General features: G+C 61.5%; 18 protein-coding genes and 1 pseudogene. 14 read left to right on the top strand and 5 right to left on the bottom strand.

From position 1 onward, the window contains the following. Positions 1–214 precede the first annotated feature (214 nt). Positions 215–1,177, top strand: coding sequence for an IS110 family transposase (locus tag ACLK1G_RS20570; protein WP_420766129.1), 963 nt, complete (start codon positions 215–217; stop codon positions 1,175–1,177). A 41-nt stretch (positions 1,178–1,218) separates the two neighbouring features. Here the strand turns inward: ACLK1G_RS20570 and ACLK1G_RS20565 are convergent, their stop codons facing one another. Beyond that, the gene (locus ACLK1G_RS20565; protein ID WP_420767095.1) at positions 1,219–1,521 is read right to left on the bottom strand and encodes a cell division protein ZapA; all 303 of its coding nucleotides are present in this window, start codon (positions 1,519–1,521) and stop codon (positions 1,219–1,221) included. Continuing rightward, positions 1,518–1,748 (bottom strand): hypothetical protein, encoded by a 231-nt coding sequence (locus ACLK1G_RS20560; protein ID WP_420767094.1) that lies wholly within the window; start codon positions 1,746–1,748, stop codon positions 1,518–1,520. Before ACLK1G_RS20560 ends, ACLK1G_RS20565 begins: the two co-directional genes overlap by 4 nt. Before the next feature lie 258 nt (positions 1,749–2,006). Here ACLK1G_RS20560 and ACLK1G_RS20555 point away from each other — a divergent pair. From ACLK1G_RS20555 to selO, 5 genes and pseudogenes are all read left to right on the top strand, one after another. Then, positions 2,007–2,729 (top strand): annotated as a pseudogene (locus tag ACLK1G_RS20555) (MCP four helix bundle domain-containing protein); the annotation flags it as partial. Between the two features lie 30 nt (positions 2,730–2,759). Continuing rightward, on the top strand, positions 2,760–3,632 hold the full coding sequence (locus ACLK1G_RS20550) for a methyl-accepting chemotaxis protein (RefSeq protein ID WP_420767102.1): 873 nt from the start codon (positions 2,760–2,762) through the stop codon (positions 3,630–3,632). Positions 3,633–3,853: 221 nt separating this feature from the next. Beyond that, a complete protein-coding gene (locus ACLK1G_RS20545) occupies positions 3,854–5,596 on the top strand; it encodes a potassium/proton antiporter (protein WP_420767093.1) in 1,743 nt (580 codons plus the stop codon). A gap of 34 nt (positions 5,597–5,630) precedes the next feature. Further along, the gene (mscK, locus tag ACLK1G_RS20540) at positions 5,631–8,993 is read left to right on the top strand and encodes a mechanosensitive channel MscK (RefSeq protein ID WP_420767092.1); all 3,363 of its coding nucleotides are present in this window, start codon (positions 5,631–5,633) and stop codon (positions 8,991–8,993) included. 37 nt (positions 8,994–9,030) lie between these two features. Next, positions 9,031–10,494 (top strand): protein adenylyltransferase SelO, encoded by a 1,464-nt coding sequence (gene selO / locus ACLK1G_RS20535; RefSeq protein ID WP_420767091.1) that lies wholly within the window; start codon positions 9,031–9,033, stop codon positions 10,492–10,494. Positions 10,495–10,688: 194 nt separating this feature from the next. On the opposite strand, the gene ACLK1G_RS20530 is transcribed toward selO, so the two are convergent. Together ACLK1G_RS20530 and ACLK1G_RS20525 are read right to left on the bottom strand one after the other, a co-directional pair. After that, positions 10,689–10,955 carry a hypothetical protein gene (locus tag ACLK1G_RS20530; RefSeq protein ID WP_420767090.1) on the bottom strand — a complete coding sequence of 89 codons (267 nt, stop codon included), beginning with the start codon at positions 10,953–10,955 and terminating at the stop codon, positions 10,689–10,691. 92 nt (positions 10,956–11,047) lie between these two features. After that, positions 11,048–11,953 (bottom strand): LysR family transcriptional regulator, encoded by a 906-nt coding sequence (locus ACLK1G_RS20525; protein WP_420767101.1) that lies wholly within the window; start codon positions 11,951–11,953, stop codon positions 11,048–11,050. Positions 11,954–12,156: 203 nt separating this feature from the next. Here ACLK1G_RS20525 and ycaC point away from each other — a divergent pair, with 203 nt between their 5' ends. Together ycaC and trxC are read left to right on the top strand one after the other, a co-directional pair. Then, positions 12,157–12,783 (top strand): isochorismate family cysteine hydrolase YcaC, encoded by a 627-nt coding sequence (gene ycaC / locus ACLK1G_RS20520; protein WP_420767089.1) that lies wholly within the window; start codon positions 12,157–12,159, stop codon positions 12,781–12,783. Positions 12,784–12,951: 168 nt separating this feature from the next. After that, complete coding sequence (gene trxC / locus ACLK1G_RS20515) at positions 12,952–13,374, top strand: thioredoxin TrxC (RefSeq protein WP_420767088.1); 423 nt, start codon at positions 12,952–12,954, stop codon at positions 13,372–13,374. Position 13,375: 1 nt separating this feature from the next. Here trxC and ACLK1G_RS20510 read toward each other — a convergent pair whose 3' ends face one another. Then, positions 13,376–14,146: a ParA family protein gene (locus ACLK1G_RS20510; protein ID WP_420767087.1), complete on the bottom strand. Its 771-nt coding sequence runs from the start codon at positions 14,144–14,146 to the stop codon at positions 13,376–13,378. 355 nt (positions 14,147–14,501) lie between these two features. Between ACLK1G_RS20510 and ACLK1G_RS20505 the strand changes: the two genes are divergently transcribed. Genes ACLK1G_RS20505 through ACLK1G_RS20480 form a run of 6 tightly spaced genes read left to right on the top strand, consistent with a single transcriptional unit; the run spans position 14,502 to position 18,728 of the window. Beyond that, positions 14,502–15,221, top strand: a complete 720-nt coding sequence (locus ACLK1G_RS20505) for a beta-ketoacyl synthase chain length factor (protein WP_420767086.1) — start codon at positions 14,502–14,504, stop codon at positions 15,219–15,221. Beyond that, positions 15,197–16,006 carry a lysophospholipid acyltransferase family protein gene (locus tag ACLK1G_RS20500; RefSeq protein WP_420767085.1) on the top strand — a complete coding sequence of 270 codons (810 nt, stop codon included), beginning with the start codon at positions 15,197–15,199 and terminating at the stop codon, positions 16,004–16,006. The genes ACLK1G_RS20505 and ACLK1G_RS20500 overlap by 25 nt, the downstream gene beginning before the upstream one ends. Further along, entirely contained in the window at positions 15,987–16,244 is a 258-nt protein-coding gene (locus ACLK1G_RS20495; RefSeq protein ID WP_420767084.1) for a phosphopantetheine-binding protein, read from the top strand. Before ACLK1G_RS20500 ends, ACLK1G_RS20495 begins: the two co-directional genes overlap by 20 nt. 8 nt (positions 16,245–16,252) lie before the next feature. Then, on the top strand, positions 16,253–16,507 hold the full coding sequence (locus tag ACLK1G_RS20490; RefSeq protein WP_264427453.1) for an acyl carrier protein: 255 nt from the start codon (positions 16,253–16,255) through the stop codon (positions 16,505–16,507). Next, entirely contained in the window at positions 16,504–17,049 is a 546-nt protein-coding gene (locus ACLK1G_RS20485) for a COG4648 family protein (RefSeq protein ID WP_420767083.1), read from the top strand. The genes ACLK1G_RS20490 and ACLK1G_RS20485 overlap by 4 nt, the downstream gene beginning before the upstream one ends. Then, positions 17,046–18,728, top strand: coding sequence for an ApeI family dehydratase (locus ACLK1G_RS20480; RefSeq protein WP_420767082.1), 1,683 nt, complete (start codon positions 17,046–17,048; stop codon positions 18,726–18,728). Before ACLK1G_RS20485 ends, ACLK1G_RS20480 begins: the two co-directional genes overlap by 4 nt. The last annotated feature ends 93 nt before the right edge of the window (positions 18,729–18,821 follow it).

Genomic DNA, 18,821 nt, shown 5'->3' with positions numbered 1-18,821 from the left:
GAGCAAGCTCGCTTGTATGTTTAGACTTGAAGGGGTGGGCAGGACTAAAAGCTCGATTCCGACTCTAGCCAGTACGGACCGTGGGAGACTTCTCGTCCCGCCCTTTCTACCTAAAGCGCCGATAAGGAATTCATCGGTAAAACCGACGATAGAAGCAAGCCAGCGCTACGGTAGACCCCGACAAGCATCTAAACCCTAGCTCCGAGGATTCGACATGACAATCCTTACCTCTCCAGCGGTTATCGGTATTGATGTCGCCAAGGCTGAAATTGTCGCTTATCGCGAGGATCTGAAAAGCATTCAAATCGTCGATAACAATCGTGAAGCCCTTGTCCGCTGGCTCAAAATGTTGCCAGCGCAAAGCTTGATTGCCTTGGAAGCCACCAGCTTTTATCACCTGGATACGGCTGAACTGGCCCATGGGATGGGGCACAGGGTTTATGTTGTGGATGCCTATCGTGTGGCCCATTACCGTGAAAGCATTGGGCAGCGGGCAAAAACCGACCCTTGTGATGCACGTTTGCTGGCGCGTTATCTGACGAATGAACAGCAACGGCTACGTGCCTGGACACCACCTCCCGATGCCTACAAAGTGCTAAGAAGCCTGCTACGCAAGCGTGCAGAACTGATCAAAGCTCGCGTCAGCCTCATGCTGAGCTGGTCGGGCGAACCGCTTCTGAAAGATATCCTGACCCAGCAACTGGACGCCTTCAAGCAAAGCGATCGGGCCATTCAGAAATTATTGCGTGAAGCCAGCCAAGGGGCGGGAATTACTGAGAATATCAACCGCTGCAAAGCCATTGAGGGTGTGGGCGAACTGACGGCAACAAGCCTGGCGACCGCATTCATGCGAGGTGACTTCGCCAGCGGCGATGCGTTCATTGCCTTTTTAGGGATGGACCTGAGGCCAAAGGACTCCGGAAAAAAACACAGTCCCAGACACCTGAGCAAGAAAGGAGATGGCGAGCTGCGACGCTTGGCACACACCGCAGCAATGGCGGCTTGCCGGTCTCCAGTCTGGAAGCCTTACTACGAGTCCTGCTTGGCAAGAGGTTTCGCCAGAACCCAAGCGTTGGTGAGCCTCGCCCGTAAATTGTGTCGGGTGGCATTCGCCCTGATGAAAAACCAGAGCGAATATCGCCCTAATTCTATGCTGCAGGGTTCCCCTGCAACATAGAATCTCCCACAAAAGCCACACAGTCAACATTCGCTAACGCCTCAGGCCTGCTGAATCGTCTTGGAGATCACTTCGACCGTGGCGCTGACCTGCTCCTGGTAACGGTCGAGTTCCGCCCGATGCTGCTTCTGCATTTCGATCTGTTGCGAACACAAATTCATGGCCGCCAATACCAGCAGGCGATCACCGATCAAGGTCGGGTATTTACGCTTGGTATCGGCCAGGGCCGCCTTGAGCATCGAAGCAGCGTCCAGCAACGCTTGCTCCTGCCCGGCCGGCGCCTTGATCGAATAGTCCTCCCCGAGAATCGAGACGACTGTCACCCCATCGACACGTTGACTCATGCGCTGGCCGTTGCGGTGCTGGCGCGCTCGATCAGCGCCTGGATCCGGGCGGTGGTGGTGCCATGGAGTTCTTCCTGCTCCATCAGGCTCAGTTGCAGGCTTTCGTTTTCATCCTTGGCCTTGGCCAGTTCGGCGCCCAGGGTTTCATTCAGGCCGGCGAGGTGACGGTTCTGTTGCACCAGGTCGTTGACCAATTGCTCCAGCTGGCTGAGGGATGTTTCCAACATATTGATTTCCAGGGTTTTTCAAGGGGCGCGTACGATAAAGAAAAGTCATCGTCAACGCCACGACTCAGAGAACAGCGGCGCACCGCTGGCGAGCTGTAGAGACTGCGAACAAGGAATCTGGTTCCGACCCTTCGTCGCGCCGTTGCCGGTGGAGTGCGACAAAAGCACGCAGCGCCCTCAAGACTTCAGTCGCAAGACCGATAAGTCATTGAAACCAGTCACAGCCCCGCACGGACGCGCTTCTTCACGGTAACTTCCATGTCCCTACGTAATATGAACATCGCGCCGCGGGCGTTCCTGGGGTTTGCCCTGATCGGCGCCCTGATGCTGGCCCTCGGCGTGTTTGCCTTGAGCCAGATGAGCAAGATTCGCGTCTCCGGCGAGAACATCGCTCAGAACAGCGTGCCCAGTATCAAAGCACTGAATGACGTCACCCAGCTCACCCTGCGCCTGCGCGTGTTGTCCTATCGCCTGCTGATCAACCGCGAAGCGGATACCCAGCAAAAAACGCTGGACCTGTTCGAGCAACGCAACCAGCAGGTCCGCGCCGCCCAGGTGACTTATGAGAAACTCATCAGTGCGCCTGAAGAACGGGCCGCGTATGAGCAACTCACGCAGTTGCTCAATCAGTACCGTCAGCTCGAAGAGCGGATGAAAACCCTGTCGCGCAACAATCAGCTCAACGAACTGCAAGCGCTGCTCAACGCTGAGTTGACGAGCAACTCCGACGCTATCAACGCAGCGCTCGCTCGCCTGTCGGACATCAACAACCAGCAAGCGGAAGCATTCAACAAAAACGCGACACAGCAATATTCCACGGCCTTCATCTGGGTCGTCACCCTTCTGGTCATCGCGACCGGCCTGACCCTGCTGTTCGCCTGGCTGCTGACCAACAGCATCACCAAGCCGATCGCCAACGCGTTGGATGCCGCCGAAGAAATCGCCAAGGGCAACCTGACCCGGCCGATCACCGTTGACGGCAGCGACGAGGCTGGCCGACTGCTGCGGGCGATGTCGACCATGCAGGAAAAACTGCGCGACACCCTGCAACGGATCTCCGGCTCGGCCACGCAACTGGCCTCCGCCGCCGAAGAGCTCAACAGCGTCACCGACGAAAGCGCCCGTGGGCTGACCCAGCAGAACAACGAAATCGAACAAGCCGCCACCGCAGTCAACGAGATGACCAGCGCCGTGGAAGAAGTTGCCCGCAACGCGGTCAGCACGTCGGAAGCGTCGAAACACGCCACCACGTCCGCTGGCGACGGTCGCGACCTGGTGCAGGAAACCGTCGGTGCCATCGAGCGCATGAGCGCCGACGTCCAGAGCACCGCCACGCTGATCGGCAACCTGGCCGATGAGTCGCGAGACATCGGCAAGGTGCTCGACGTGATCCGCGGTCTGGCCGACCAGACCAACCTGCTGGCCCTGAACGCCGCCATCGAAGCTGCCCGTGCCGGTGAAGCCGGTCGTGGTTTCGCCGTGGTCGCCGACGAAGTCCGCGCCTTGGCCCACCGCACCCAGCAGTCGACCAGCGAGATCGAACGCATGATCGGCAGCATCCAGAGCGGCACCGAACAGGCCGTGGACTCGATGCGCAACAGCACCGAACGCGCCGAATCGACACTGAACATCGCCCGCGGCGCCGGCATGTCCCTCGACACCATCAACACCGCCATCGTCGAGATCAACGAACGCAACCTGGTGATCGCCAGCGCCGCCGAAGAACAGGCCCAGGTGGCCCGCGAAGTGGACCGCAACCTGGTGAACATCCGCGACCTGTCGGTGCAGACGGCCACCGGTGCGAATCAGACCAGCGCTGCAAGCGCCGAGCTATCGCGCCTGGCGGTGGATTTGAACAGCATGGTTGGGCGGTTCAGCCTTTAACCCACGTAACGATGACTGCTCACAGACCGTGAGCAATCCTCCGCCTGGCTTTTGTGGCGAGGGAGCTTGCTCCCTCGCCACAATGTTTCCGCTCAAGGGAGCCGATGCCTATCGGTCCCCCAACCTTTTTTGACAGCATCACATTTCAACAGGTTAGAATCGCTGGCACGCAGACTGCATGGTCAGTTTGTGCCTGTCCCTTGATTCCCGGAGTACTGCCTTTGACCGCGACGACCATCAACAGCCTGTTCTTGATCGGCGCGTTGCTGGTGGGTGCGAGCATTCTGGTGAGTTCTCTTTCGTCGCGCCTGGGCATCCCGATCCTGGTGATCATCCTCGCCGTGGGCATGCTTGCCGGCGTCGACGGCGCCGGTATTCTTTTCGATAACTACGCCACGGCGTATCTGGTGGGCAACCTCGCGTTGGCGGTGATCCTGCTGGACGGTGGGTTGCGCACGCGGGTCTCGAGCTTTCGCGTGGCACTGTGGCCGGCGTTGTCGCTGGCCACTGTGGGCGTGTTGATCACCACCGGGCTGACCGGCATGGCCGCCGCGTGGTTGTTCAACCTGAACCTGATCCAAGGCTTGCTGATCGGCGCGATTGTTGGCTCTACCGACGCCGCTGCGGTGTTCTCGTTGCTCGGTGGCAAAGGCCTGAACGAGCGGGTCAGCGCCACCCTGGAAATCGAGTCCGGCAGCAACGACCCCATGGCGGTGTTCCTCACCGTGACCCTGATCGGCATGCTTGCCAGCGGTGAGACCGGGCTGCACTGGAGCCTGCTCGGGCATCTGGTGCGCGAGTTCGGCATCGGCGCGGTGATCGGCCTGGGCGGCGGATGGTTGATGCTGCAGTTGGTCAACCGCATCAACCTGGCCAACGGCCTCTACCCGATCCTGGTCATCAGCGGCGGCCTCGCGGTGTTCGCCCTGACCAACGCCCTGCACGGCAGCGGCTTCCTGGCGGTGTACTTGTGCGGCCTGGTCCTGGGTAATCGCCCGGTGCGCAGCCGCCACGGCATCCTGCACATGCTCGACGGCATGGCCTGGCTCGCCCAGATCGGCATGTTCCTCGTGCTGGGGCTATTGGTCACGCCCCATGACCTGCTGCCCATCGCCTTGCCCGCCATGGGCCTGGCGTTGTGGATGATCCTGATCGCGCGCCCGCTGTCGGTCATGGTCGGGCTGTTGCCGTTCAAGGCGTTTCATGGTCGCGAAAAGGCTTTCATTTCCTGGGTCGGCCTGCGGGGCGCCGTACCGATCATCCTAGCGGTGTTCCCGCTGATGGCCGGCCTGCCTCACGCGCAGCTCTATTTCAACCTCGCGTTCTTTATCGTGCTGGTGTCACTGCTGGTACAAGGCACCAGCCTGCCCTGGGTCGCCAAGCTGCTGCACGTGACCGTCCCGCCAGAACCGCTGCCGATTTCCCGGGCGGCGCTGGAAGTACATGTGACGAGCGAGTGGGAACTGTTTATCTACCGCCTCGGTGCGGAAAAGTGGTGCATCGGCTCGCCTCTACGGGACTTGAAAATGCCCGACGGAACGCGCATCGCGGCCCTGTTTCGGGGGCAGCAATTGCTCCATCCGTCGGGTAGTACGGTGCTGGAAGTGGACGATTTGCTCTGCGTGATCGGCCATGAACATGATTTGCCAGCCCTTGGAAAACTGTTCAGCCAGGCACCGCAACGGGGCCTGGATTTGCGCTTCTTCGGCGACTTCGTACTCGAAGGAGACGCCCAGCTGGCCGCGGTTGCCACGCTGTATGGGTTGAAGCTGGACGGCATCGATCCGGACATGACCCTGGGCCGTTTCATTGCCCAGAAAGTCGGCGGTGCACCCGTGGTGGGCGACCAGGTGGATTGGAACAACACCCTGTGGACCGTCGCGGCCATGGACGGGAACAAGATTGGCAAAGTGGGCGTCAGATTCCCCGAAGGAAGTCGCCCGGGTCCCGGCTTGTTCCTCTAAACTGCTCCCACTCTCATTTGCTTGACCGGTCTCTATGCCTACCCTGCGCTCCTTATTCGCCATCGCCCTGCTCGGCCTGGGTCTTTCCATCTGCACGGTCCAGGCCGCTGAGCCGCCGACCAGCACCTCGGTCCAGGCCAGTCTGGACAAGATCGCCGACCGCAAGCTCCCGGAAGCCGACCAGAAAGCCTTGCAGGCCGTGTTGCAAAACACCCTGACCCAGTTGACCAACAAGGCCGACTACGAACAGAAACTGCTCGCCCTCAAGCAGCAACTGGCCAACGCGCCCAAGCAGAACATCGAGAACCAGCGCGAACTGGCGCGGCTCAAGGGCACCAATGTGGTGCCGGTGGCGCAACGCTACGCCAACCTGCCGATTCCCCAGCTAGAGCAAATGCTGACGGAACGCTCTACCCAGCAGAGCGATCTGCAAAAGGCCCTGGCCGACGCCAACAGCCTGGTCATCACCGCCCAGACCCGCCCCGAGCGCGCCCAGGCGGAAATCTCCGCCAGCCAGACCCGAATCCAGCAGATCAACGCCATCCTCAAGGCCGGACGGGATGCGGGCAAGGCGCTGAGCGCCGAGCAGCGCGACCAGCTCAATGCGGAACTGGCGGCCCTCAACGCGCTGATTCCACTGCGCCGCCAGGAACTGGCCGGCAACAGCCAACTGCAAGACCTGGGCAATAGCCAGCACGATCTGCTTTCGGAAAAGATCGACCGCATGGAGCGGGAAATCCAGGACCTGCAGAACCTGATCAACCAGAAACGCCTGGCCCAGTCCCAGGAAACGGTGACGCAGCAATCCATCGAAGCGCAGAAAGCCGGCGGCAGCAGCCTGCTGGCGACCGAAAGCACGGCCAACCTCAAGCTTTCCGATTATCTGCTCAAGAGCACCGACCGCCTCAACGAGGTCACCCAGCAGAACCTGCAGACCAAGCAACTGCTGGACAGCGTCACCCAGACCGATGCCGCCCTGGACGAGCAGATCAGCGTGCTCAAGGGCAGCCTGCTGCTCTCCAAGATTCTTTACAAGCAGCGCCAGACCCTGCCGCGCCTGAAGCTGGACCAGAACCTGGCCGACCAGATCGCCGACATCCGCCTGTATCAGTTCGAAGTCAGCCAGCAACGTGAATTGCTGAACAATCCCGCAGCCTACGTCGACAACCTGCTGGCGTCCCAGCCCTCCGAGCAGGTCACCCCACAGCTGCGCAAGACCCTGCTTGAACTGGCCCTGACCCGCGTCGACCTGCTGGACCGCCTGAACCGTGAATTGAGCGCGGTGCTCAACGAGTCCATCACGCTGCAGCTCAACCAGAAACAACTGCTCAGCACCGCACAGAATCTGCGGGCCACCCTTGAAGAACAGATGTTCTGGATTCCCAGCAACAAACCGCTGGATTTCGAGTGGATGCGTGGCGTGCCGGCCCGCCTGGAAAAACAAGTCGATTCGCTGCCCTGGGCCTCGAGCCTCAGCGAACTGGCTGACGGCCTGACCCAGCGGCCGCTGCTGTTCCTGCCCCTGGCGCTGTTGATCGGCGCGCTGCTATGGCGCCGCAAGAATCTCTATGCGCGCCTGAACAAGGTTCACCAGGATGTCGGCCACTTCAAGCGCGACAGCCAGTGGCACACACCCCAGGCGATCCTGATCAACATCCTTTTGGCCATGCCGGTGGCGCTGGCGCTTGCCTTGTGCGGCTACGCCTTGCAGATCGACGCCCGCGGCCAGAACACCAACCTCGGCGCGGCCTTGCTACAAATCGGACAGGCCTGGCTGGTGTTTTACACCGCCTATCGAATCCTCTCGCCGGGCGGCGTTGCCGAGCTGCATTTCCGCTGGGAAAAACCCCAGGTCGAATTTCTCCAGGGCTGGATCCGTCGGCTCGGGCTGGTGGTATTGGCCTTGGTGGCCGTGGTGGCCGTGGCGGAGTTGCAGCCGTCAGCCCTGGCCGATGACGTGCTCGGCATGCCGGTGGTGCTGACCTGCTACGCCTCGATGGCCTGGCTACTCAGCCGGCTGTTGCTCAGCAGTCCGACGCACAAGAACACATCGCTGTTCCGCAAGGCCGTCGGCGTGCTGTTCACCGCATTGCCAATCGCGCTGTTCGTTGCCGTCTGCTTCGGCTACTACTACACCGCGCTGAAGCTCAGCGATCGCTTGATCAACACGCTGTACCTGCTGATGTTCTGGCTGGTGATCGAGGCCACCTTCGTGCGCGGGCTCTCGGTCGCGGCACGGCGCCTGGCCTACCAGCGTGCCCTGGCCAAGCGCCAGGCGGCCAAGGAGGTCGGCGACGGCGAAGCGGTGGTCGAGGAACCGACCCTGGACATCGAAAAGGTCAACGAACAGTCCCTGCGCCTGATCCGCCTGGCCCTGCTGGGCGGTTTCATGGCCGCGCTGTACTGGGTCTGGTCGGACCTGATCAGTGTGTTCTCCTACCTGGACAACATCACCCTCTACGAATACACCAGCGGCACCGGCGCCAACATGAGCATGGTGCCCATCAGCATCGGCGACATGCTTGGGGCACTGATCATCATCGGTATCACCTTCGCGTTGGCCCGCAACCTGCCGGGCCTGTTGGAAGTGTTCGTGCTGTCGAAGCTGAACCTGGCCCAGGGCAGCGCGTATGCCACCACGACCTTGCTGTCCTACGTGATCGCCGGCGTCGGCTTCGTCACGACGCTGTCCACCCTGGGTGTGAGCTGGGACAAGCTGCAATGGCTGGTGGCGGCGCTGTCGGTAGGCTTGGGCTTCGGCATGCAAGAGATCTTCGCCAACTTCATCTCCGGCATCATGATCCTGTTCGAGCGCCCGGTGCGCATCGGCGACACCATTACCATCGGTAACCTGTCGGGCACCGTGAGCAAGATCCGCATTCGCGCGACCACCATCACCGATTTCGACCGCAAGGACATCATCGTCCCGAACAAGACGTTCATCACCGGGCAGTTGATCAACTGGTCGTTGACCGACACCGTCACCCGGGTGACCCTGAAATTAGGCGTGGACTACGGCTCGGACCTGGACCGGGTGCGCGAGTTGCTGCTCAAGGCCGCTCGTGATAACCCCCGCGTGCTGAAGGAACCGGAGCCGATCGTGTACTTCCTGAACTTCGGTGAAAGCACCCTGGACCATGAGCTGCGCATGCACGTGCGCGACCTCGGTGATCGAAACCCGGTGCTGGACGAGATCAACCGATTCATCAACCGGGAATTCAAGAAGGAGCACATCAACATCTCCTTCCGGCAGATGGAAATCTACTTGAAGAACCTGCAAGGCCAGGAATACAAGCTGGTGCCTGCCGAGCCTGACAAAAAGACCATCACGCCCGTGCCTTCAACGGTCGCCAGCATCAAGCCGATGCCCGAGCCTCCGCAAGGCACCCTCGACTGACAGCGGGTTGCCTGCGGGCGGCCCGTCGGAGACGGCCATGAAAACGCTGGAAACGCTGACCTTCGATAACCGCTTCGCCCGCCTGGGCGACGGTTTCTCGGCCCATGTGCTGCCCGAGCCCATCGACAACCCGCGGCTGGTGGTTGCCAGCCCGGCGGCCATGGCGCTGCTGGACCTGGAGCCGGCAGAAGCCGAGACACCGCTGTTCGCCGAGATCTTTGGCGGCCACAAGCTGTGGGCCGAAACCGAGCCCCGGGCGATGGTGTACTCAGGGCATCAATTCGGTCACTACAACCCGCAACTGGGCGACGGCCGCGGGTTGCTGCTGGGCGAGGTGTACAACGAGGCCGGCGAGCACTGGGACCTGCACCTCAAGGGCGCCGGCCAGACGCCGTTCTCCCGGATGGGCGACGGGCGCGCGGTGCTGCGCTCTTCGATTCGCGAATTCCTCGCCTCCGAGGCCCTGCACGCCTTGGGCATCCCCACCACCCGCGCGTTGTGCGTGATCGGCTCCGACACCCCGGTGTGGCGCGAAAAGCAGGAGCGCGCCGCCATGGTGCTGCGCCTGGCCCCCAGCCATGTGCGCTTCGGACACTTCGAATATTTCTACTACACCAAGAAGCCGGAGCTGCATGCTGCCTTGGCCGAGCACGTGCTGAACCTGCATTTTCCGCAATGCCGGGAGCAGCCCGAGCCCTACCTGGCGATGTACCGCGAGATCGTCGAGCGCAACGCCGAGCTGATTGCGAAATGGCAGGCCTATGGTTTCTGCCATGGCGTGATGAACACAGACAACATGTCGATCCTGGGCATCACCTTCGATTTCGGGCCGTTCGCCTTCCTCGATGACTTCGACGCCAACTTCATCTGCAACCATTCCGATGACCAGGGCCGTTACTCGTTCAGCAACCAGGTGCCCATCGGCCAATGGAACCTCAGCGCCCTCGCCCAAGCCCTGACGCCTTTTATCAGCGTCGATGCCCTGCGCGAGACCCTTGGCTTGTACCTTCCCCTTTACCAGGCCCACTACCTAGACCTGATGCGCCGCCGCCTCGGCCTGACCGTCGCCGAAGAAGAGGACCAGAAACTGGTGGAGCGCCTGCTGCAACTGATGCAGAACAGCGGCGTCGACTACAGCCTGTTCTTCCGCCGGCTGGGCGACCAGGCGCCGGAACAAGCCGTCGCCACCTTGCGCGACGAATTCGTCGATCTCAAGGGTTTCGATGCCTGGGCCGAGCTGTACGTCGCCCGCGTCAACCGCGAGGGCCCGGTCGACCAGGACCAGCGCCGCGTTCGCATGCACGCCGTCAATCCGCTCTACGTGCTGCGCAACTACCTGGCCCAGAAAGCCATCGACGCCGCCGAGTCAGGCGATTACGAAGAAGTCCGCCGCCTGCACAGCGTGCTGAGCAATCCTTTTGAAGAACAATCGGGGATGGGCAGCTACGCCGAGCGGCCGCCGGAATGGGGCAAGCATCTGGAGATCAGTTGCTCGTCGTAACCCTCCCGCCAAACACATAACCCTGTGGCGAGGGAGCTTGCTCCCGCTGGGCTGCGAAGCGGCCCCAGAATGGACTGACGCGCTTTTTCAGACTGACCGCGTCAACCGGTTTTACGACGGCTGCGCCGCCGAGCGGGAGCAAGCTCCCTCGCCACGGGTGAAAGATTGACTGGGCGAAGGTCAACGCAGCCTGCTCATCCCGCCTTATCGTTCCCCTGTTCGGGCGTCTCGATGCCTGATTCTGGCTCTTCCCCAGCCGGCGCTGCCGGTTTTTCCTCCGGATAGCCGGGCATTCCATGCGCGTCTTCCGGGGTCAATTCGTCCCGATCGTGACGACTGTCAACGGCATAGGCCGGGGCGGCGTTGGGGTCTTCGTCGCGGCCAGCGGTGCCCAGGACGAAGCCATCATCGTTGGGGTTGTCCAGTGTCTTGGGGGTGGTTGGGTCTTGAGGGGTGCTCATGGGACCTCCTGGTTGTGAACAGGTATGGTTTTGAGGGCGCGGCGCGCCGTCAGTGCGGCGCACCTGATGAATGGCAACCCGAGGCCAATGCACTAAGCCATATCACTGAGGCTGAATTCCTCGGCCAGGAAATCGATCAACGTGCGCACCGACGGTAGCAACCCACGCCGCGACGCAAAGATTGCATGAACGATCCCGCATTTCGGCGTCCAGCCGGGGACCAACTCCACCAGACGCCCGGCGGCGATGTCTTCGCGCACCACCACGGTCGGCAGGTGGGCGACACCAATGCCAGCCAGCACCGCGTGCCGCAGGGCCAGCAGGTCATCGGTGACCATGCGCGGCTCATGTCGGATCAACGCTCGGGTGCCGTCCGGCCCGAACAACTCCCACTGATACTCCCGTTGCGCACCGCCCCAATGCACGCTGGGCAGGCCGTTAAGGTCCGCCGGTGAAGCCGGCGAAGACAATCGCTCTACAAATGCAGGGCTGCCCACCAGGCATTGGGTGCTGTTGCTCAGTACCTTCATGACCATGTCGGTGTTTTCCAGCGGCGGAAAGCGCACCCGCAGCGCTATATCGAACCCCTCGTGGATCAGGTCGACTCGGCGGTTGGTGCTCTCGATGAACAACTCCACCCGCGGATATTTGAGCATGTAGCGGGTCAGCATCGGCCCGACCCAGCTGTTGAGCAGCGCCGTCGGGCAACTGATGCGCACCAGGCCCTGGGGCTCGGAGCGGTTGCGCTCGATCACCTCGGCGGCGCTCTCGGCCTCGACACGCATCGCCAGGCAGCGCTGGTAATAGGCCTGGCCGATCTCCGTCAACGTGCAATGCCGGCTGGTGCGATGGAGCAAGCGCACCCCTAGCCGCTCTTCCAACTGGGCGATACGCCGGCTGAGCTTTGACTTGGGCATGTCCAGCGCTCGGCCCGCTGCGGCGAATCCACGGTGCTCAACCACCTGGGTGAAGTAGTACAGCGTGTTGAGGTCTTCGATGATCGTTCTCCAAATAGAACGCTAAGGCTGATTTTTGCAGTCTAGCGCGTCAAAGGTGCCAGTTTTAATCTACACACATCGAAACGCAACACGGATTGAAGCCGGCGCTTCGGCCAGATGAATCCCGAATAAACGCTGTACCGACATTCAAAACCTTAACCACGCCGAACCTTCGGCAACCAAAACTTAATGAGGGCTACGCCATGACCACTTCCTACAACCGTCTCGACAAAGATAACGCCGCCGTTCTGCTGGTGGACCACCAGGCTGGCCTGCTGTCGCTGGTACGCGACATCGACCCGGACCGTTTCAAGAACAACGTGCTGGCCCTGGCCGACCTGGCCAAGTACTTCGAACTGCCGACCATCCTGACCACAAGCTTCGAAACCGGCCCCAACGGCCCGCTGGTACCCGAGCTCAAGGCACTGTTCCCGGACGCGCCGTACATTGCCCGCCCTGGCCAGATCAACGCCTGGGACAACGAAGACTTCGTCAAGGCAATCAAGGCCACCGGCAAGAAGCAACTGATCATCGCCGGCGTAGTGACTGAAGTTTGCGTAGCTTTCCCAGCACTGTCCGCCCTGGCCGAAGGTTTCGATGTGTTCGTGGTCACCGATGCCTCCGGCACGTTCAACGAACTGACCCGCCAATCGGCCTGGGACCGCATGTCCTCCTCGGGTGCGCAATTGATGACCTGGTTCGGCCTGGCCTGTGAACTGCACCGCGACTGGCGCAACGACGTGGAAGGCCTGGCAACCTTGTTCTCCAACCACATCCCGGATTACCGCAACCTGATGACCAGCTACAACACGCTGACCCAGGCCAAATAATCAGCAACACCGATACCCTGTGGGAGCGAGCCTGCTCGCGATAGCGGTCTGCCAGTCCAGGATTCCTGACTGCACACCGTCATCGCGAGCAGGCTCACTCCCACAGGTTTTTGTGTTGGTTTCTATATAGTGTCCAACCTGAGTAACCAAATTCCAGGAGACGACCCGATGCTCATCCCGTGCCCCCATTGCAACGGGCTCAACCGCATACCCGCCGAACGCCTGGGCGACCAGCCCAAGTGCGGGCGCTGCAAGGCCCAGGTGTTATCGAGCAAACCCTTCGAACTCAAGCAAGGCGACTACGCCAGCCAGATCAAGGGCGACCTGCCGTTATTGATAGATGTCTGGGCGGATTGGTGCGGCCCATGCAAATCCTTCGCGCCAGTGTTCGAACAGGCCGCCGCGCAGCTGGCCGGCAAGTGCCGGTTGGCCAAGCTCGACAGCGAAGCCAATCAACAATTGTCGGCGCAGTTGGGGATTCGCTCGATACCCAGTCTGATCCTGTTCAAGGACGGCCGAGAAGTAGCACGCCAAAGCGGCGCGTTCCCCTTGCCGCAGTTGATGAGCTGGCTGCGCGGCCAGGGGATTTGAATCAGGCGTTTTCCAGCAACCCATGCAACTCCACGAACTGCTGGGTCAGTTTATGCCGTGGGTCCAGGTGGATCAGTGGCAGGCTCGCCTGGTGAGACTCACGCATGCGCACGGAGCTGCTCAGGTAAACGGGCAGCACCGGCAAGCCTTCGGCGATCAATTCGTCGAGTATCTGCTGGGGCAGGCTGGCGCGGGCCTGGAACTGGTTGACGACAATGCCTTCGATTTCCAGTTCTTCATTGTGATCGTCCTTGAGCTCGGCGATTTCCGACAGCAGGCCATACAGTGCCTGGCGGGAGAAACTGTCACAGTCGAAAGGAATCAATACCCGATCCGCCGCGATCAACGCTGAAACCGCGTAGAAGTTGAGGGCCGGCGGAGTATCCAGATAGATCCGGTCGTAATCCTCGTCCAGCTCTTCGAGCAGCTTGCGTAGCTTGTTGATCTTGTGTTTTGCCTCGAGCTTGGGCTGCAGATCGGTCAGTTCTGCGGTGGCCGTGATGACGTGCAGGTTGTCGAACGGCGTTTCGTAGATATCCACTCTGTTCTTTTTCGAGAAGGGCCCAGATGACAGGGTCTGCTTGAAAAAGTCGGCGATGCCCATGGGAATGTCATCGCCGGTCAGGCCGGTCAGGTATTGAGTTGAGTTGGCCTGGGCATCCAGGTCGACCAATAGCGTGCGATACCCCTCGCTGGCGCTGACCGCCGCCAGATTACAGGCGATGCTGGACTTGCCTACGCCACCTTTCTGATTGAACACCACACGCCGCATGACAAAACCTCCGTGTATCAAAGATTCCCGAGTGTAGTAGCGCAACACACCGCTTCGCTACCTTCCCCATGATCGGATTACGGCGTCGGTGGCTTTTTCAGACAACCGAGCGTCAATTCGCCTGTATATGAAGGAAGCGCCTGACAGACAATCACTTTTTAACCGTCACAATGGCGGTCCCGTGTTGGGTCTGGTTCCTTGATGATTTTGTCTGGACGAAATGTAACCAGTATTTGCTACAAGCCAACCGCACCGGGATAATGCGCGCCACTTGGGTCGCAAGGCCATGCAGGGTTGGACGCGGGTCAAACCACTGAACCGTGACAATAAAAGCCCGCAGGGGTGGGATGAGTCTGTGATCAATTTCAATATCGCCCAATGGCGCGCGTGGGCCCCTGGGCTCGAAAGCGTGGACGATTGGCAGGCATGGAGCCGACAACCGGTCGTGCCGCCCGTCAGCGATGCGGCCCCCGACGTGTCGTTCCTGCCCGCCATGCAACGCCGACGCCTTAGCCGCTTGGCCCGCATGGCCTTCAGCGTCGCCTGGCCGCTGGCCGAGGGGCGACCGGACCTACCGTTGGTCTTTATTTCCCGCCATGGCGAAACCCCGCGCACTTTTGAGATTCTCAAGGACCTGGCCGGGGATCAACCGCTGTCTCCTACCCAGTTCAGCCTGTCGGTGCACAACGCGGTGATTGGCTTGTGGTCGATCATGCGCGGCGAAACCAGCGAGATGACGGCCCTGGCCGCGACGGGCGATGGCCTTGAACACGGCATGCTGGAGGCCGCCGCCTTGCTCGACGAGGGCACGCCAGCGGTGTTGCTGGTCATCACCGAAGAGCAACCGCCCAGCGTCTACGCGCCTTGGGTCGACGACGTACCGTTTCCCTACGCAGTGGGGCTGTTGCTGACCCGTGGCGACGACTGGCAACTGCAATTAGCCAATCCGCCGGCCCCGCTGCCGGTCAGCGACTGGCCCCATGCCCTGGATCTGTTGCGTACGCTGCTGGGCAACCAACTCACCTGCCAACATGCCTGGAAGAATCGTCTATGGACCTGGCAACGCAACCGGTGACCGGTAAACATCGCGACGCCTATTACTGGCGCTTGTTCGCGACCGCCGCGAGCTTCGCTCTCTTCGGGCTGGGTGGGCTGTGCCTGCGGTTGCTGGTGTTTCCGTTGCTCAACGCGCTGCCCGGCGACTCGCAGACCCATCGGCAGCGAGCCCGTAGAACAGTCGGGCGCCTGTTCTGGTTCTTCATTCGATTCATGGCCCGCACCGGTGTGCTCACCTATCAGATCGATGGCGCGGAGAAACTCGGCCGCCCGGGGCAGATGATCATCGCCAACCACCCGTCGCTGATCGACGTGGTGTTCCTGATCGGGCTGGTGCGCGACGCCAACTGCGTGGTCAAGCAAAGCCTGTGGGACAACCCTTTCACCCGTGGCCCACTGCGTTCGACCCAATACATCAGCAACGACGGCAGCATGGACATGCTCGATGCCGCCAGCAACGCCCTGCAGGATGGCCAATGCCTGATTGTCTTTCCCGAAGGCACGCGCACCCAGCCGGGCCAAGCGCCGGCCTTTCATCGAGGCGCCGCCGCCATTGCCCTGCGGGGTGCGAAAATCCTCACACCGGTGACGATCAAGGTCAGCCCCACGACCTTGACCAAGGCCGAGCCCTGGTACCGCATCCCCCTGCGCCGCGTGCACTTCAGTTTTCGCGTCGGTGCCGATATAGACCCACAGGCTTTCGCCGCGCTGGGCCCTGCGCCACAGGCTTCACGCCGGCTCAACGATTATTTGCATCACTATTTCATCAAGGAGCTCGCCGAAGATGAGCGATCTGCACCGTGACATCAAACAACTGATCATCGAGGCCCTCGGCCTGGAGGACATCGGTATCGACGACATCGGCGACGATCAGATCCTGTTCGGCGACGGCCTGGGCCTGGACTCGGTGGATGCCTTGGAGCTTGGCCTGGCGATCCAGAAAAAATATGGCATCAAGATCGACGCCGATGCCAAGGACACCCGTAACCATTTCAGCAACGTGGCAAGCCTTGCGGCCTTCGTCACTGCAAAAAGCGCCTGAGACCGACCATGCAAACTCGTGACGATATTTTCAACACCCTGCGCAATGCCCTGGTCGAGCTCTTCGAGCTGGACCCTGAGCGTGTAACGCTGGAGTCGAACCTGTATCAGGATCTGGAAATCGACAGCATCGATGCAGTCGACCTGATCGACCACATCAAGCGCCAGACCGGCAAGAAAATCGCCGCTGAAGAATTCAAATCGGTGCGCACCGTCAACGATGTAGTCGAGGCGGTCTATCGACTGGTCCAGCCGGCCGCATGAGCCGGCTGATTGGCCTCGGCCTGCTGCTGGCGGGCCTGCTATACCCTTTTGCGGTGTATTTCGGCATGGAGCACTTCGCCCCCTGGCAGTTCGGGCTTCTATTGGGCTGCCTGTGGCTGGCCCGGGCGTTCCTCGGCAAGGCCGGGCCCGGCAAACGCTGGATGGCGGTCACGGCGATCTTTTTTTGCGTGTTGCTCGCGGTATTCGACAGCCCGCTCTTGCTGCGCTGGTATCCGGTGTTGATCAGCGCGTTCATGCTCGCGCTGTTCACGCTGAGCCTGAAGTACGGCCCGCCGATCATCGAGCGTCTGGCCCGCCTGCGCGAACCACGGTTGCCGGCCAAGGCGGTGGTTTATACCCGCCAGGTCACGGTGGCCTGGAGTGTGTTTTTCCTGTGTAACGGTTTGCTCGCCGCCGCCCTGACCCTTTGGGCGCCGCTGAGCTGGTGGATGTTGTACACCGGCCTGATTTCCTACGGATTGATGGGGCTGCTGTTTGCCATTGAATGGCTCATACGACAACGGGTAAGAGGCCGCCCATGAATTGGATAACGCTTGAGCAGATACTGCTCGAGGCCCAGCCAGGCCGCGCGGTAGCGGTCGGGCCGGGACTGGACCACGCGCAACTGCGCACAGACGCGCTCAGCCTGGCCGCCGGATTGCAAGCCCGGGGCATCCGGCGCCTGGCCGTGCATCTGGATGATGCAGCGGACCTGGCGGTTGCCCTGCTCGGCGCCTGGCGCGCCGGCGCGCGCGTGCTGCTGCCCGCTGACCTGCAACCGCAGACCCGCCAGCGCTGGTCGGCCGATGTCGACTTGTGGCTGACCGACCTGCCCGGCGACACCCAACCCAATGACCTGCGACAGGCTCCGCTGGAAGCCGCTGAGCTGGATCTCGATCAATGCTGGCTGGCCCTGTGCACCTCCGGTTCCAGTGGCGAGCCCAAACGCATCGAAAAAACCCTGCGCCAGCTGAGCAATGAAGTCCAGGCGCTGGAGCAGTTGTGGGGCGCCGACCTTGGCCCGGACGCCTGCATGATCGGCAGCGTCGCCGCCCAGCATATCTACGGCTTGCTGTTCCGGGTGCTGTGGCCGCTGTGCGCCGGGCGCACCTTCGTTCGTCGGCAACTGGCCTTCCCGGAGGATATGCAGCGCGCCAGTCGCGAGCATCCGGCGTTTGCCTGGGTCGCGAGCCCGGCGCTGCTCAAGCGCATGGGCGATAACCTCGACTGGCCAGCCTTGGGCAGCGTGCGCCGGGTGTTTTCCTCTGGGGGCGCCTTGCCTGCCGACGCGGCCCAGAGTCTCGAACAACGCCTGGGACAATGGCCGACGGAAGTTTTCGGCAGCTCGGAAACCGGCGGCATTGCCTGGCGCCAGGGCGGCGACTTGTGGCAACCGTTCGCCGGTGTCGAGCTGAGCCAGGACAGTGACGGCGCCTTGCTGATTACCTCGCCTTATTTGCCGGCCGGTCATGTGGAACACACCGCCGACGCGGCGCGGATCGCGGCGGATGGCCGCTTCCAATTGCTCGGCCGCTTGGACCGCATCGTCAAGCTCGAAGAAAAGCGCATCTCGCTGCCCATGCTGGAACAGGCGTTGACGGCCCACGAATGGGTCAGCGATGCGCGGCTGGGCGTCGTGCAGGAGAACCGAGCCTCCCTCGGTGCCCTGCTGGCGCTCAGCGAAACCGGCTTGCTGGCCCTGCGCAATCTGGGCCGGCGGGCCGTGACCCAAGCCCTGCGCCAGCACTTGAGCGGGCACTGTGAAACCTTGGCGCTGCCACGGCGCTGGCGCTGGCTGCGGCAACTGCCGTTAAACGCACAGGGCAAGCTGCCCCAGGCCGAAGTCGAAGCCGTGTTGATGGCGCCGCGTCCAAAAGCCCCTGAGGTGCTTGAGCAAATTCAAACCGACGGCGAATGGAGCCTGCGCCTGGCGGTGCCCCCCGACCTTGCATACTTCAGCGGCCATTTTCCCACCGCGCCGGTCCTTCCGGGGGTGGTGCAAGTCGATTGGGCCTTGAACCTGGGCCGTCGATTGCTGGACTTGCCGCCCCGGTTCGTCGGCATGGAGGTGCTCAAATTCCAGCAACTGGTGCGACCCGGTGATGAAATCCAGCTGCACCTGCGCTTCGATCGTGAGCGCGGCAAGTTGTACTTTGCCTTTCGCAATGACACAGCGGCGTGCTCCAGTGGGCGGATTGTGTTGGGGGTGGCCGATGACTAACCGCACCGCTGTGCTTCTGTGGCGAGGGGATTTATCCCCGCTCGAGTGCGAAGCGCTCACCATCAGTCTGTGTCGTTGCACAGAATTTGGGGT

It is taken from the genome of Pseudomonas algeriensis (genome assembly GCF_048847255.1).
GTDB lineage: Bacteria > Pseudomonadota > Gammaproteobacteria > Pseudomonadales > Pseudomonadaceae > Aquipseudomonas.
The sequence above is the reverse complement of the archived record's forward strand: the minus strand, read 5'-3'. Positions and strand labels throughout refer to the sequence as shown.

Coding starts and splice junctions, on each gene's coding strand:
- trxC (WP_420767088.1), top strand. CDS start 12,952: ATGCTCATCCCGTGCCCCCATTGCAACGGGCTCAACCGCATACCCGCC.
- ACLK1G_RS20485 (WP_420767083.1), top strand. CDS start 16,504: ATGAGCCGGCTGATTGGCCTCGGCCTGCTGCTGGCGGGCCTGCTATAC.
- selO (WP_420767091.1), top strand. CDS start 9,031: ATGAAAACGCTGGAAACGCTGACCTTCGATAACCGCTTCGCCCGCCTG.
- ycaC (WP_420767089.1), top strand. CDS start 12,157: ATGACCACTTCCTACAACCGTCTCGACAAAGATAACGCCGCCGTTCTG.
- ACLK1G_RS20530 (WP_420767090.1), bottom strand. CDS start 10,955: ATGAGCACCCCTCAAGACCCAACCACCCCCAAGACACTGGACAACCCC.
- ACLK1G_RS20560 (WP_420767094.1), bottom strand. CDS start 1,748: ATGTTGGAAACATCCCTCAGCCAGCTGGAGCAATTGGTCAACGACCTG.
- ACLK1G_RS20550 (WP_420767102.1), top strand. CDS start 2,760: ATGTCGACCATGCAGGAAAAACTGCGCGACACCCTGCAACGGATCTCC.
- ACLK1G_RS20500 (WP_420767085.1), top strand. CDS start 15,197: ATGGACCTGGCAACGCAACCGGTGACCGGTAAACATCGCGACGCCTAT.
- ACLK1G_RS20490 (WP_264427453.1), top strand. CDS start 16,253: ATGCAAACTCGTGACGATATTTTCAACACCCTGCGCAATGCCCTGGTC.
- ACLK1G_RS20495 (WP_420767084.1), top strand. CDS start 15,987: ATGAGCGATCTGCACCGTGACATCAAACAACTGATCATCGAGGCCCTC.
- ACLK1G_RS20565 (WP_420767095.1), bottom strand. CDS start 1,521: ATGAGTCAACGTGTCGATGGGGTGACAGTCGTCTCGATTCTCGGGGAG.
- ACLK1G_RS20570 (WP_420766129.1), top strand. CDS start 215: ATGACAATCCTTACCTCTCCAGCGGTTATCGGTATTGATGTCGCCAAG.
- mscK (WP_420767092.1), top strand. CDS start 5,631: ATGCCTACCCTGCGCTCCTTATTCGCCATCGCCCTGCTCGGCCTGGGT.
- ACLK1G_RS20510 (WP_420767087.1), bottom strand. CDS start 14,146: ATGCGGCGTGTGGTGTTCAATCAGAAAGGTGGCGTAGGCAAGTCCAGC.
- ACLK1G_RS20480 (WP_420767082.1), top strand. CDS start 17,046: ATGAATTGGATAACGCTTGAGCAGATACTGCTCGAGGCCCAGCCAGGC.